At 56.8% G+C, this 14,380-nt stretch carries 6 protein-coding genes and 1 tRNA gene; 6 read left to right on the top strand and 1 reads right to left on the bottom strand.

All coding sequences use genetic code 11. The features are described 5' to 3' along the window. Positions 1 to 202: 202 nt before the first annotated feature. On the bottom strand, positions 203 to 4,036 hold the full coding sequence (locus ACIQT8_RS14555; protein WP_400967151.1) for a peptidoglycan-binding protein: 3,834 nt from the start codon (positions 4,034 to 4,036) through the stop codon (positions 203 to 205). 376 nt (positions 4,037 to 4,412) lie between these two features. Between ACIQT8_RS14555 and ACIQT8_RS14550 the strand changes: the two genes are divergently transcribed. From ACIQT8_RS14550 to ACIQT8_RS14525, 6 genes are all read left to right on the top strand, one after another. Beyond that, on the top strand, positions 4,413 to 6,209 hold the full coding sequence (locus tag ACIQT8_RS14550; protein ID WP_400966472.1) for an acyl-CoA dehydrogenase C-terminal domain-containing protein: 1,797 nt from the start codon (positions 4,413 to 4,415) through the stop codon (positions 6,207 to 6,209). A 37-nt stretch (positions 6,210 to 6,246) separates the two neighbouring features. Then, positions 6,247 to 7,455, top strand: coding sequence for an acetyl-CoA C-acetyltransferase (locus ACIQT8_RS14545; protein WP_400966469.1), 1,209 nt, complete (start codon positions 6,247 to 6,249; stop codon positions 7,453 to 7,455). A gap of 16 nt (positions 7,456 to 7,471) precedes the next feature. After that, positions 7,472 to 9,685, top strand: coding sequence for an FAD-dependent oxidoreductase (locus ACIQT8_RS14540; RefSeq protein WP_400966466.1), 2,214 nt, complete (start codon positions 7,472 to 7,474; stop codon positions 9,683 to 9,685). Positions 9,686 to 10,035: 350 nt separating this feature from the next. Beyond that, a tRNA-Phe gene (locus tag ACIQT8_RS14535) sits at positions 10,036 to 10,111 on the top strand. A 545-nt stretch (positions 10,112 to 10,656) separates the two neighbouring features. Then, positions 10,657 to 11,754 carry a porin gene (locus tag ACIQT8_RS14530; protein ID WP_262524379.1) on the top strand — a complete coding sequence of 366 codons (1,098 nt, stop codon included), beginning with the start codon at positions 10,657 to 10,659 and terminating at the stop codon, positions 11,752 to 11,754. Between the two features lie 642 nt (positions 11,755 to 12,396). Then, a complete protein-coding gene (locus tag ACIQT8_RS14525) occupies positions 12,397 to 14,376 on the top strand; it encodes a putative bifunctional diguanylate cyclase/phosphodiesterase (RefSeq protein ID WP_400966463.1) in 1,980 nt (659 codons plus the stop codon). Positions 14,377 to 14,380: the final 4 nt, after the last annotated feature.

Genomic DNA, 14,380 nt, shown 5'->3' with positions numbered 1-14,380 from the left:
CGCGATTTACATTTTCTGTCTGAAAAGGCCGCGTGTAACGACCTTCTCACCTCATGCCCGCGAGGACTTGAGGTGTCAACATTCAACGGGAAATACGTTGATATTTTGGAAAGATAGAGGAGGTGTGAAGGCGCAATGACAAACAGTCATCCGCAAAACAGGGAAAGCGGCCCACTAGGCCGCTTTCTGTTGTTCGCTCGTCTTACTTGTTGCGTTCCAGCAAAGCCGTCACCAGTTCGTTGGTGATGCGACCATCGGGTGACTGCCCGACTGACTTCTGGAAGTCCTTGATGGCGGTAACCGTGTTTTTGCCGAGCTTGCCATCGGGCGTACCGGCATTGAAGCCATTGTTGTTCAGGATGGCCTGAATGTTGCGGATCGCCTTTTCCATGTCTACGGATGCGGTTTTGACGCCTTCTTTTCCAGCCCATTCATCGGGCGGATTAACACCATTCGCATCTTCGTTCAGCGGCGTGGCCTTCCAGGCGTCAACCTTTGCCTGCGCACTTTTAAGCTGCTCAGGGCTCAGAGCCCTTGCCACTTCATCGCGTTTCTGGCCGGCGTCAGCATCGCCATCCTTGGCGGCAATCGCGAACCACTTGTAAGATTCCTCGATGTCCTGCTTCACGCCGCTACCGCGGGCGTAAAGGATGGCCAGGTTGAACTGGCTGTCGCGAACGCCGAGTTCCGAAGCCTTGATGAACCATTGCGTCGCAGCGGCGAAATCCGGCTGACCGGCGGCATCGGAGGCGAGCAGAACGGCGAGATTATGCATTGCGCCGGCGTTCCCCTGTTCCGACGCCATGGTGTAGTAGCGCTTCGCTTCAACAAGGTTACGCTCAACACCGTTCGCCTTTTCGTACATGTTGGCGAGGCGGTATTGCGCGGGTGCAAGGCCGCGATCTGCGGAAAGTTTGTACCATTTTGCCGCCTCAGCACGGTCTGCGGTAACGCCGCGGCCATCTGTGAAGCGTACGGCAACCTCAAACAGCGCGGTTGCATCACCTTTCGCGGCGGCATCGGCAAGCGAGGCTGGCTCGATACCGGCAGGAACGGCGATCGCCTCCTGTGCCTGGGGGGGCGCCACAACAGGTGTTTCGGTTTGCTGTGGTTGTGCTTCCGCGACCGTGTCGGCGGTTGCGGCATCGACGGTTGGCTTCTCGGCAACAGGGGCCTCTTCAGGCAGCGGTGCGCCGCCGACCACGCGTTCATCGATGACGTTTTCCGGCTGACCAGCGTTTTCAAGGCTGTCTGCGGCTGTCGCCTCTTTCTGGTCGATGACGAGGTCGGAGGGAATGGTCACGCTCTGTTCGGCGCCATCAGGCAATGCGGAAACCGGAGCTTCACCGGTCTTCTGTTCGATTGCTGCGGGAGCGGGAGCCTCTCCACCGCCGATCATCGACTTGACAAGCGGCATCGCCATCATCGCGAGAAGAATGGCACCGATACCAAGCAGGAGCGGACGACGATAACGGGAAAGTGCCGAAGCACCCGACTTGCCCGCTTTTTTGCCAGTCTCATTCTTTTCCGGGGCCGTTTCCATGGCGGCAGCCTGCGCGGCGCGGCGAGCGGCGGCAATGAAGTCGGCACGGCTGTCGGCATCAACCGGCTTGCCGCTGGCGGCGATCTGATTTGCCCTTACCCGCTCAAGGATCTTCTTGATATCGGGTGCGCCGGAACCCGGCTCCAGCAGTTCGTTTTCCTGACCGGCTGGAAGAACGTCGATCGGGTCGAGCGACGGTGCCGGTTCGACCTGCGTGCGGCCGGAGGTAGCAGGTACCGCCTCCTCTGAAGCGGTCGGAGCCTTCGCCGTGCCGGAGCGGAAGCGCTTCGTCAGACCGGCAAGCAGGCTCGTTTTTTCCTTCTTGGCGGGCTTGGCAGCTGCTGGCGGCGCAATCGTTGCCGTCTCTGCGTCGGTATCGGCAAATGCTCGCGTATCGTTGAGGATCGCCTGTTCTTCGGCGATATAGCCCTCCTCGGGGAAGACTGCCGCCGGCATTTTCACATCGTCGCGAGCCGCCTGCGGCTCGGCAACAGGCGACATCATCTGCTGCGCAATGTTGCGAACAGGGTTTTCCTCGGCATAGACGGGCGAGGGCGCAGCCCTGCGGCCGAAATCACGCCCATTGTCACGACCCAGATCATGATTGTCGAGATTGTCCAGGCGCCCGGCGATCTGCACCAGAGTCTCGTGCAGCGCCTCGAACGTCCGGTGCGTCCGCTCCTCAGTGTTTCGGCTCAGTTCTTCCAGACTGCGCAGGTCATTTGCGAGGTCGTTCAGAGCCGTCACGTCGGTCAGGCTGGTGCTCGAACCGAGATTGTTTCGCGTATAGGCTTCCAGCACGGCCTCGGCCGCCTGTCGTGCTGCCTCGATGATATATTCGTCGTTCGACGACATGTAGTCTTCGATCGCTGCCATGCGCGCGTCGAGTTCCGGCGAAAGTCCAATTGCTTCCGTGCGGCTGGGCTGGCTGACCAGAGAAGACAGATGTGCGATCTGGCTTTCAAGGCTGAGCAGCGCATTGTTGTCGGTCGGTGCAGCGTAGGAGCTTTCGTCCAGACGGGCGGCAATGTCGCCAAGTCGCTCTTCCAGGCGCAGGAAGGCGCTGTCATCAAAAGCCGCTGCCGGCTGCTGCTGGCTGTAACGATAATCGAGGTCGTCGATCCGGCGGGCGATCCCGTCGAGCCGCTCAGCCAGTCCGTCATTGACGGCGCCGTGGTCAAGCGCATCGATCTTGCGGGAAATCTCGTTCAGGAAAGACGTCAGTTCGGCCTGCTGTGACGGGCGCTGCGAATGCTCCAGCAGCAGGGAAAGCTGATCCAGTCGCTCATGCAATTCGGTGGCTTCGCGTGCTCCGCCCAGTTCGTCGATCTTGCCGGCCAGTGTTTCGAGGCGAGCCGTCAGTTCGGAGGTCGGGTCAGGTCTTGCCGCGAGGCGATTGATATCGTCAAGTTGCTCGGCGAGGCTGCTCAGCCGGGTTTCCAGGCGCTGCGCCAGCGCAGTGTCCATGGCCTGTGTGTTGGAACGGTTGCCAGCGGCGGCAATGGCACGGCTGATTTCGTCGAGCCGCTGGTCAAGGCCTGAAAACTGCTCGGTAAACGCCGCCTCATTCGGCCGCATATGTTTGCCAAGTTGTTCGACTGCGCCGGCAATGGCAATCAGCTTGTCTTCGAGAACGCGGACGGCAGGATTGTTGCTCATGCTGCCGAGCTGCGTCTTGATGTCGTCCAGACGATAGGCAAGCGACACGATCTCGTCCTGGAGGGACGCAGCATCGAAACCGCGCAGGCTGTCTTCGACGTTGTTCCAGCGGCTTTCTATCCGGTGAACGCTGTCTTCACGGGCGAGCTGATCCATCAGCAGTCGCAGTTCCTCGAACTCGCCTCTCAGTTCCTGTGCATCCGTCGGTGCGAGGCCGCCTAGTTGGTCGATACTGCTTGCCAGTCGCGAAATGTCGTCACGCAGATCGCCTGCAAATTGCTGGTCTTCGGCAAAGGAGCGAATGTTGCGGATTTCAGCACGAAGGTTGTGCATTTCGCGGGCTACACCCTCGGAAATGTCGTGTTTCAGTTCATGGCGCAAGTTGACCAGGGCCTGTGCAATATCCTGCAAGGCACCGTCATTCTGCTGCGGCTGCGGTTCAGCCGACGGGCGCTGACGGGGTGCTGGGCGAGCTGTATCGGAAGATGCGTCCTGTCGCTGGGATGCCCGGACAAGCGGTCGGCTGATCGTGCGTTCGGGACGTGCCACGGGCTCTTGCGCGCGTTGAAAACGTGCTTCCAGCAAGCGCTGGCGCTGGCGGATTTCGTTAACGGGATCGAGCTGCGGCGGTGCGACCGGGAGGCGCTGCTCCGCTTGTGTCGGATGCACTTCGTTTCTTGCTTCCAGGGGCGCGCTGCCGGCCCGCTGTTCGCGCGGAAACTTCTGGCTCATCAATCCTTCGATGCGGGCTTCCAGGCCCTCAATGGTGCGATTGAGCACATCAAGAGACGATCTGTCGCTTGGCTGTGGAGTTTTTGATCGCAATCCGTTCATCTTCTCGCTCGCTTCGCTTACCGTCCGGCCTATCCTGCTGGATGTCGTGATGGTGACCCATTGGCCGCGCCATCGCAGTGACATCAAGGAGTTTTCAAGCCGAGTCCGCCTATTTGGAGGTAAATGCACCGATTCACGAAGCAGTTACCTTTCGGGGAACAATTCACGAAACGTGGTAAAGAAGTAGTTAAATATGGTGAGAATTTTTTAACTTTTGCGGCAGAGCCGTGTCCTTCGGCCAAGCGGGTACCTCAGGTAGAATTTTAGAGCTCGAATAAAGCGACCAAAATTATTTGACGTTTACGCGCACGTCAAATAATGTGCGTGCATTGCGCCGGATTGTCTCCGGCTTTCACGATGCGGAGGAACATCGGTAATGCCTGTTTACAAGGCCCCTGTCAAAGACACGCTTTTTATCCTGAACGACGTGCTCGGCCTGGAGCGATACAACAATCTGCCGGGCTTTGAGGATGCGACGCCTGACATGATCGAGGCGATTACCGGCGAGGCTGCCAAGCTTGCAGAGGAACAGCTCTTCCCGCTCAATCTCTCCGGCGACCAGCAGGGCTGCAAGCGCGCAGACGATGGGTCCGTTTCCGTTCCCGATGGCTTCAAGCAAGCCTATGACGCCTATTGCGAAGGTGGCTGGACAGGTCTTGCCGTCCCTGCGGAATTTGGCGGTCAGGGGCTTCCCTATACGCTGCATGCGGCGATCGGCGAATACATGTCGTCTGCAAACCTCTCGCTGATGATGTATCCGGGCCTCACGCAGGGCGCGATTGCCGCCATTCTCGTTCATGGAACCGATGAGCAGAAGAAGACCTATCTGCCGAAGATGGTTGAAGGCACATGGTCCGGCACGATGAACCTGACGGAACCGCATTGTGGCACCGATCTTGGTCTGTTGCGGACGAAAGCCGTTCCGCACGGCGACGGTTCCTACAAGATTTCCGGTCAGAAGATTTTCATCTCGGCTGGCGAGCATCCGATGACGGACAATATCGTTCACCTGGTTCTCGCCCGCATCGAAGGCGCTCCGGAAGGCACCAAGGGCATTTCGCTGTTCATCGTGCCAAAGTTCCTTGTCAACGGCGACGGTTCGCTTGGTGCCCGCAACGGTGTTGTCTGTGGTGCGATTGAGCACAAGATGGGTATTCACGGCAATTCCACCTGCGTCATGAACTACGATGACGCGACCGGGTATCTGATCGGCGCGGAGAACAAGGGCCTTTCGGCCATGTTCGTGATGATGAACGAGGCTCGCCTTGGCGTTGGCCTGCAAGGGCTTTCGATTGGTGAAATCGCCTACCAGAACGCTGCCGAATATGCCCGCGATCGCATCCAGGGCCGTTCTCTCACCGGTGCGAAAAACCCGGACAAGAAGGCCGATCCGATCATCGTTCATCCGGATGTGCGCCGCACGTTGATGACGATCCGCGCCTTTAACGAGGCAGGTCGCGCTTTCCTGCTTTGGACGGCGTTGCAGTCGGATATCGCCCATCGCTCACCGGACGAGAAGGAGCGGCAGATGGCGGACGATTTGCTCGGCCTGGTCACGCCGATCCTGAAGGGTGTGTTGACCGACAAGGGCTTCGATCACGCAGTTGCAGCCCAGCAGGTCTTTGGTGGCCACGGATACATCGAAGAACATGGCATGAGCCAATATGTTCGCGATGCGCGTATCACCATGATCTACGAAGGTGCCAACGGCATTCAGGCGCTCGATCTGGTTGGCCGCAAGCTCGGTCTCAACGGTGGCCGTGCCGTCATGGCGCTCTTCAAGGAGATCGGCGATTTCTGCGAGGAGAACCGTGCGGATGAAAGCCTGGTGCTTTACACCAAGGGTCTGAAGAAAGGCTTGAACGACCTTCAGGCTGCAACCATGTGGTTCATGCAGAACGCCATGGCCAAGCCGGACAATGCCGGGGCCGGTTCGACCGACTACATGCACCTCTTTGGCCTTGTGGTTCTGGGCTATATGCACGCCCGCATGGCAAAGGCTGCGCAGGCTGCGCTCGCGTCCGGTGCCGCATCGGACGAGCAATATCTCAAGAACAAGCTTGTCACAGCGAAGTTCTTCATGGAGCGTATCCTGCCGGAAACGGTACTGCGCAAGGTCCGCATTGAAACCGGTGCCGATACGACGATGGAACTGGCTGCCGAAGCATTCTGATAAAGCTGGCGCCCGTGCGCCGCAGGGAGATTGAGAAATGACCGAGGTTTATATTTACGATCACGTCCGCACACCGCGCGGACGCGGCAAGAAGGATGGCAGCCTGCACGAAGTGCCGTCCGTTCGCCTTGCCGCCAAGACGCTCGAAGCCATCCGCGACCGTAATGGACTGGACACGACCACCGTCGATGACATCATCATGGGCTGTGTTGATCCAGTCATGGATGCCGGCGCCGTCATTCCGAAAGCCGCAGCTTTTGAGGCCGGCTATTCGACGAGAGCACCCGGCATGCAGATCTCGCGCTTCTGCGCGTCGGGTCTGGATGCCATCAACTTTGCTGCTGGAAAGGTTGCAGCCGGTTCCGACGATATCGTCATTGCTGGCGGCGTCGAAAGCATGTCGCGCGTTGGCATGGGTATGTCTGGTGGCGCCTGGTACATGGACCCGTCGGTCAACTTCCCGGCCTTCTTCATGCCGCAGGGTGTTTCCGCTGATCTCATCGCCACCAAATACGGTTTCAACCGTGATGACGTGGACGCCTATGCGGTGGAAAGCCAGAAGCGCGCCGCCCACGCCTGGGAAAACGGCTACTTCAAAAAGTCCGTCGTTCCTGTGAAGGACCAGAACGGCATCGTCATTCTCGACCGGGATGAGCATATGCGCCCGGGCACGGATATGCAGGCGCTTGCTTCGCTCAATGCATCCTTCCAGATGCCGGGTGAAATGGGTGGCTTCGAAGCTGTGGGCATCATGGCGCATCCGGAAGTCGAGCGGATCAACTACGTCCACCACGCTGGTAATTCTTCCGGCATCGTCGATGGCGCGGCGGCAGTGCTGGTCGGCTCGAAGGCCGGTGGTGAATCCATGGGCCTGAAGCCGCGAGCACGGATCAAGGCGTTCGCAAATATCGGCTCCGATCCGGCTTTGATGTTAACAGGTCCTGTGGACGTAACGGAAAAGCTGCTGAAGAAGACCGGCATGTCGTTATCGGATATCGACCTGTTCGAACTTAATGAGGCCTTTGCGGCTGTCGTGCTGCGCTACATGCAGGCCTTCGATATCAGCCACGACAAGATGAACGTCAACGGCGGTGCAATCGCCATGGGTCACCCGCTGGGTGCCACGGGCGCGATGATCCTGGGCACGGTGCTGGATGAACTGGAACGCCGTGATCTCAACACGGCGCTGGTCACGCTCTGCATCGGTGCAGGCATGGGCACGGCAACCGTCATTGAGCGCGTTTGATTTCGGGAGGAAACCGATGAGCTATACCAATTTCACCGTCGAAACCGACGCAGACGGCATTGCCCTTGTTACCTGGGACATGCCGGAAAAATCCATGAACGTCTTTACGGCGCAGGTCATGGAAGAGTTGAATGCAATCGTTGACGCAACGGTCGCGGACACTGCCGTAAAGGCTGTTGTCTTCACCTCCGGTAAAAGCACCTTCTCCGGTGGCGCTGACCTTTCGATGATCAAGTCAATGTTTTCCTTCTACCATGAGGAAAAGGCCAAGAACCCGGATCAGGCAGCGCAGAAGCTTTTTGATCTCGTCGGCAAGATGAATGGACTGTTCCGCAAGATCGAGACAAACGGCAAACCCTGGGTCTCTGCCATCAACGGCACCTGCATGGGCGGCGCATTTGAACTGTCGCTGGCCTGCCATGGCCGTGTGGCCTCGAACGCCAAGAGCGTCAAGATAGCCCTGCCGGAAGTCAAGGTTGGCATCTTCCCCGGTGCTGGTGGCACCCAGCGTGTTCCCCGTCTGACAGATGCACAATCCGCCCTGCAGATGATGACGACAGGCCAGTCCTTGACCGCGCAGCGAGCCAAGGCCATGAACCTCGTACATCAGGTCGTGGAACCGGATCAGTTGATCGTTGCTGCCAAGCAGTTGATCAAGGACGGTCTGAAGCCTGTTGCTCCGTGGGACGAGAAGGGTTTCAAAGCCCCCGGCGGCGGCATCTGGACACCGGCAGCAGCGCAGCTTTGGCCGGCAGCCCCAGCCATCCTGCGGCGTGAAAGCGCCGGCAATTATCCGGCAGCGCTTGCCATCCTCAAATGCGTCTATGAAGGCCTGCAATTGCCCTTCGATACGGCGCTGAAGGTCGAGCAACGCTATTTCACGGAAATTCTTCGTTCCAACGAAGCCTTTGCGATGATCCGCTCGCTGTTCATCTCCATGCAGGAGCTTGGTAAGGGCGCGCGTCGTCCTGCAGGCCAGCCGAAGAGCGACTTGAAACACGTCGGTGTTGTTGGCGCGGGCTTCATGGGAGCATCGATTGCTTATGTCACAGCCGTTGCCGGTCTCGATGTCACGTTGATTGACCGTGACGACGAAGCGGCGGCCAAGGGCAAGGTGACTTGCGAGGGATTGGTCAAGGATAGCATCGGCAAGGGCCGCATGACACAGGAGGAGGGTGCTGCCATCCTCGCTCGCATCACACCGACCTCTGATTACGCCGCGCTGAAAACCGCGAACCTGGTGATCGAAGCTGTGTTCGAAGATCGCGATGTGAAAAAGGCGGTGATCGAGCAGGTGGAAGCGGTGCTGCCGGAAGGGGCAATCTTTGCATCCAATACCTCAACCTTGCCAATCACCAATCTTGCAAAGAATTCCAGGCGTCCGCTTGATTTCATCGGTATCCACTTCTTCTCGCCCGTTGAGAAAATGATGCTGACGGAGGTTATCCTCGGCAAGGAGACTGGCGACAAGGCTCTCGCTGTCGCGCTGGACTACGTTGCGAAAATCAAAAAGACACCGATCGTGGTCAACGATACGCGTGGCTTCTTCGTCAATCGCTGCGTTCTGCGTTACATGGCGGAAAGCTATGACATGCTGATCGAAGGCGTTCCTGCCGCAATGATCGAGAACGCCGCGAAGTTCGCGGGCATGCCGGTCGGTCCGCTGGCGTTGAACGACGAGGTCGCCATCGACCTCTCCTATAAGATCCTCAAGGCCACCGTTGTCGATCTGGGTGAAAAGGCTGTCGATCCGCGTCATATGGAGCTGGTCAGGAAGCTGGTTGAAGACGAAGGGCGTTTTGGGCGCAAGAATGCCAAGGGCTTCTACGACTATCCGCCGAAGCCTGCGAAGAAATCTCTCTGGCCGGACCTGAAGACGCTTTACCCGCAAAAGAAGCCAGAAGACGTGGACATGGACGTGCTGAAACAGCGCTTCCTGGTCACTGTTGCTCTTGAAGCGGCGAGAACGGTCGAAGAAGGCATCGTCACCGATCCGCGTGAAGCCGACGTTGGCTCGATCCTCGGTTTCGGTTTCGCACCCTATACCGGTGGCGCTTTGTCCTACATCGACGGAATGGGCGTGAAGACGTTCGTGGCTCTTGCTGAGAAGCTGGCGGGCATCTATGGCCCGCGCTTCCAGCCAACGCCGCTCCTGAAGGACATGGCGGCGAAAGGCGAGACCTTCTACGGCCGGTTCGACCCCTACGCCGATGCCGCCAAGGCAGCGTAATAAGATTGCTGATAAAACACACAGGCCCTTCGGGGCCTGTTTCTTTTTCAGGATGTTGCACAAACGCGCGATGAGAGCCTTGGGAGGATATTTCATTGCAAGTGGCTGGTTTGATTTATGTTTGAGAAAGGAACGAGTGGGTTTCACCAACCGAAAGACAGCATTTTTTCAGCCGTGAGCAGGCTCTCCGGGGCGGATATTATGGTCATCCACAGGCTGAATAAAAAAACTGTCAAAAAAGTTCGAAGGGGTGCTTGCCATGTTCGAACAAGATGTTATAACCCCGCTCACTTTCGGGGCAGCGAGCTGCTTCAAGTCGCGAAAGCGAAGGTTCTTCAAGAGCCTAAAGTGCCCGGATAGCTCAGTTGGTAGAGCAGCGGATTGAAAATCCGCGTGTCGGTGGTTCAAATCCGCCTCCGGGCACCATTTATAATTTCTTGTCTCAGCTTTCTTTTGGTGCGGAAAAGTCAATCGACTGTTCCGCCTGTATTCTTCGATATGCTTTCGGGTCGTTCGATGGGGCTTCCGTCTTCTGACGAGAGGTTGTCAATTTCAGTCGTTTGCAATGCGTATGATACACTAAGTCAGCACATCTGTTCTTCCATGAGCAGCTTTAGGCCGGAGAGGATCTCAAAACAAAATGGCTGCAAGAGGCGGAAGTGAGAACTGAAAATGAAGTAGACAATTGGCGCAGTACGGTAGGGCGCCATTATGTTGTGCACTACTTAACTTCTTGAAATCCTAACGTCTTCTTAATATTAGAGATCACTGAATAGCCTTCGGGCGCAAATGTGTTACAAATTCGTCACACGGCCAAAGCGTCGTATCATGGATATATAAGTACATTAGCAAATACGATTGCAGTTTTGTCTGACTTTCTGTCTCCTGTCGAGGAGCGCAGGCCTTGGCGGCGGTAACCTGACTTCCAAGACCTGCGTGGGTGGAAAATAAAACTTTGACTGGAGGTCAACATGAACATCAAGAGCCTTCTGATCGGCTCCGCTGCAGCACTTGCAGCAGTATCCGGCGCACAGGCTGCGGACGCTATCGTCGCTGCTGAGCCTGAGCCCATGGAATACGTTCGCGTTTGTGACGCTTTCGGGACCGGCTTCTTCTATATTCCCGGTACCGAAACCTGCTTGAAGTTCGGCGGTTACGTTCGTTTTCAGACGGACTTCGGTCGTAATGAATCTGGCACGTCCGACTGGAACACGTTCACGCGTGCCCAGTTCGAAATCGATACCCGCACCGACACCGAACTCGGCGCTCTGCGTGGCTTCATCGGGTTCCGAGGCAATGCCGACAATGGTTCGTCCAGTGACAGCTCGGTATTTGTTGACCAGGCTTTCATCGAACTCGGCGGTCTGAAGGTCGGTAAGTTCTACAGCTGGTGGGACGATGGTCTTTCCGGCGAGGCGGACGTTCTCTCCACCAACGCTCTGTTTAACTCCATTCGTTACACATACGATGCGGGTTCATTCTGGGCTGGTATTTCCGTTGATGAACTCGAGGGGACTTGGGATCAGTTTGCAACGATCACTGGGCCGGCCGATCCCGTCACCGGTGTCTTCCCTGTATCCTATGAAAACGACAATAACGTTGGTATCGCCCTCGGAGTAGGAGCAAAGCTCGGTGCGGCCTCGCTGCAGCTGATCGGCGGCTATGACACGGATCAAGAAGAAGGTGCCATTCGTCTGATCGCAACGGCTGATCTGGGCCCGGGTACACTTGGCTTGGCTGGTGTTTGGGCTTCCGGCGCAAATGCTTACTACGCAGAATCCGAATGGGCCGTTGCTGCTGAATACGCTATCAGGGCAACCGACAAACTAACCATCACCCCTGGTGCTCAGTATTTCGGTAACGTTGCTGACACGATCTCGGTGACGGGCATTGGTACGTCTTTCATCACCAACGACTGGTCGAACCGAGACGCTTGGCAAGCCGGCGTGACTGTTGACTACAAGTTCACTGAGGGTTTGTCTGCCAAGGTCGCTGTGAATTACTTCGATGAAGACGATCTTGATACCGAAGAATGGAACGGTTTCGTTCGCCTTCAGCGTTCGTTCTAATATAATTTAGCATCTGTGAGCGAATGAGGCCCCGGCAGCATTGTCGGGGCCTTTTTATTAGAAAATAATAATAAAGACATATTCATCGATTGCTTGTATTGTTTGCTTGATGTTCTGGCGGAGATCCACAGCCGGAAGGCTTTCGCTAGTTGATCCCAGTCAATCCCCTCGGCCTGTCCCTGGGTCGAGGGGGGCGGACGAGAGAACGATATCTCCCAAACTCTCCAAATCCTGTGCCGTCATCCTGGCGACGACAATTCTCTGTTTATTTAGGTCTTGCTGATATAAGCGACGCATGTTTCAATTCAGTTGCCTCTGTGGGAGGGGCAATGCTCGGACCTGTTCGCTGCCTCCAGCTGCGAGCAGGTCTCCGGTCTCGAGTCGGTTCACAATCAGCGTATCACTGGTTCCGACGGACATTATTATTTACGCGTTAAGCGTATCTTCCTAATTTCGTGGTGGGATGAGCCCTTAGGTTGTAATTTCAACCGGTGCGGATAAGAAGCAAGAAAACTTGTCTGTACTTTATTGATTCTTATTCCGCTTCAGAACTGAAACATGTCTGAACTGTCCAGATGGTGTCTGCCTGGCAATCGGACAGGGTTTGGCCAGCAATCACTCATTCAAAACCGCGAGGTGTTCGTGTCGCACGTCGAATCGCATAATCTGGAAGACGCAATCCGTCTTGATCAGTTGTATGCCGTGCGTAAAACGGTTTCGATTTCGATACCGGTCAACATTATTCTCGGGATCGCTGCCGTTGTCATTGCAATCAACTCCGGCCGGACGGCAACCGGTTTGGGCTGGTTTTTTGTCTCTTCTCTCGTCAATGTGTTCCGCTTCGGTTTTTGTCGTTATCCGATCAACACCGATAACGCTGGTCGCGCGCGCCTGCCGCAACTGAGCGTCAATCAACACCTGGTAATGCATGCTGTCTTCGCGCTGGCATCAGGCATCGTTTGGGCTTCCATCCCCATTCTGTCTGACGGATATACCGCCCCGGAAAGCCTGTTTTATTTGATCCTCGGCTGCGGCATCACGGCTGGTGCGGTGACCTACGGTTATTCTTTCGCCCCTATCGCGATCTCCTTCATCACCCCTCCGATCCTGTCGGCTGTCGGCTGCTTTATCTGGGCGGGCGGGCTGGAGAGGAACTTACTTGCCGCGACGATGGTGCTCTATCTCGCTGCGCTGGTTCGCGGGGCTATCGTCGGCCAGCGGCTTGTCAGAAGTGACAGTCGTCTGAAGCATGAGGCGACGCTTCTGTCTCGTTCGCTGGAGGTCGCCAATGCCAATGCGATCAGTTTTGCCAGCCTCATGCAGCAGAGGGCTGTCCACGACCAGCTGACCGGTCTTCTGAACCGCAGAGGATTTTCGGAGGCGCTTGAGCTTTACGTTCCGGGCAAAGAGCGTGTGTGTTTGATGCTGCTCGATCTGGACGGCTTCAAATCGGTCAACGACGCCTTCGGACACAAGGCGGGAGACCGTGTTCTGATCGAAGTCGCAAGACGATTACGCGCTACGGTCCCGGATGACATTCTTGTCGCCAGATTGGGCGGAGATGAGTTTGCAATCCTCTACGATGACAGGAGCGTTGAAGAAGAGCCGGAAATTCTGGCGACACGATTGATCGCTGCTATCTCCATTCCCTTTTCGCAGCTCGATGCTGGCCGCGTCGGTGTCAGTATTGGCATTTATCAGGGGCGGACGCAGGATATCGACGAGATGCTGATCTATGCCGATACAGCGCTCTATTCGGCGAAGAAGGAGGGGCGAAACCGCTTCCGCATGTTTGATGAGGAACTGCGCCGACAGGCATTGATAAGGCGGGACATCGAGCGGGATCTGGCCACTGCGCTTGCGAAAGAAGAACCAGAAATCTGGTTCCAGCCGATCATGCGGGACGGCGGCAGGAAGCTAGATACGCTGGAAGCACTTCTGCGGTGGAACCATCCTGAACATGGTTGGATTGACCCTATGGAGATCGTCGGCACTGCGGCGACATCGGGACTTTCCGAGACCCTGACCCGGTTTGTCCTGCGTGAAGTTATCAACATGATCCGTGTCCTCAAGGCACTGGGCATGACGGATGTCAGGGTGGCGATGAATGTGTCGCCACGCGAAATGGCACAGATTGCCATCGATGAACTGGTACTGAGGAAGCTTAAGGAAAAGGGTGCGCCTGCATCCATGCTTGAGCTTGAGATGACCGAGGAGGTTGCTGTCAATCCGCGTGCGGTTCAGGAGAAACTTGCCCGACTGAAAGCCGCCGGTGTCAGCCTCGCCATCGACGATTTCGGATCAGGTTATTCGTCACTCGGTTTGCTGCAGCAGTTTCATGTTCACCGCGTCAAAATCGACAAGTCCTTTATTGCTGGTGTCGCGGGCTCGGAAAAGGACCGCTCGCTGGTAGGCGCGGTTCTGGGTGTATCGAGAGCCTTTGGCTTTGATGTCGTCGCTGAAGGGGTAGAGCGCGAAGAGGACGTGGAAGCGCTTCGCGAGCTTGGCTGCTCGTTATTGCAGGGGTATTATTTCGCCAAACCCATGTCGTTCGAACAGGCTGTAAACTGGGCGAAGCGCCACCACGTCGGTAAACGGAATGGCGCTGCGCCGGAAACCTGAGCGC

Source organism: Agrobacterium sp. NPDC090273, from assembly GCF_044772305.1.
GTDB lineage: Bacteria > Pseudomonadota > Alphaproteobacteria > Rhizobiales > Rhizobiaceae > Agrobacterium.
The sequence above is the reverse complement of the archived record's forward strand: the minus strand, read 5'-3'. Positions and strand labels throughout refer to the sequence as shown.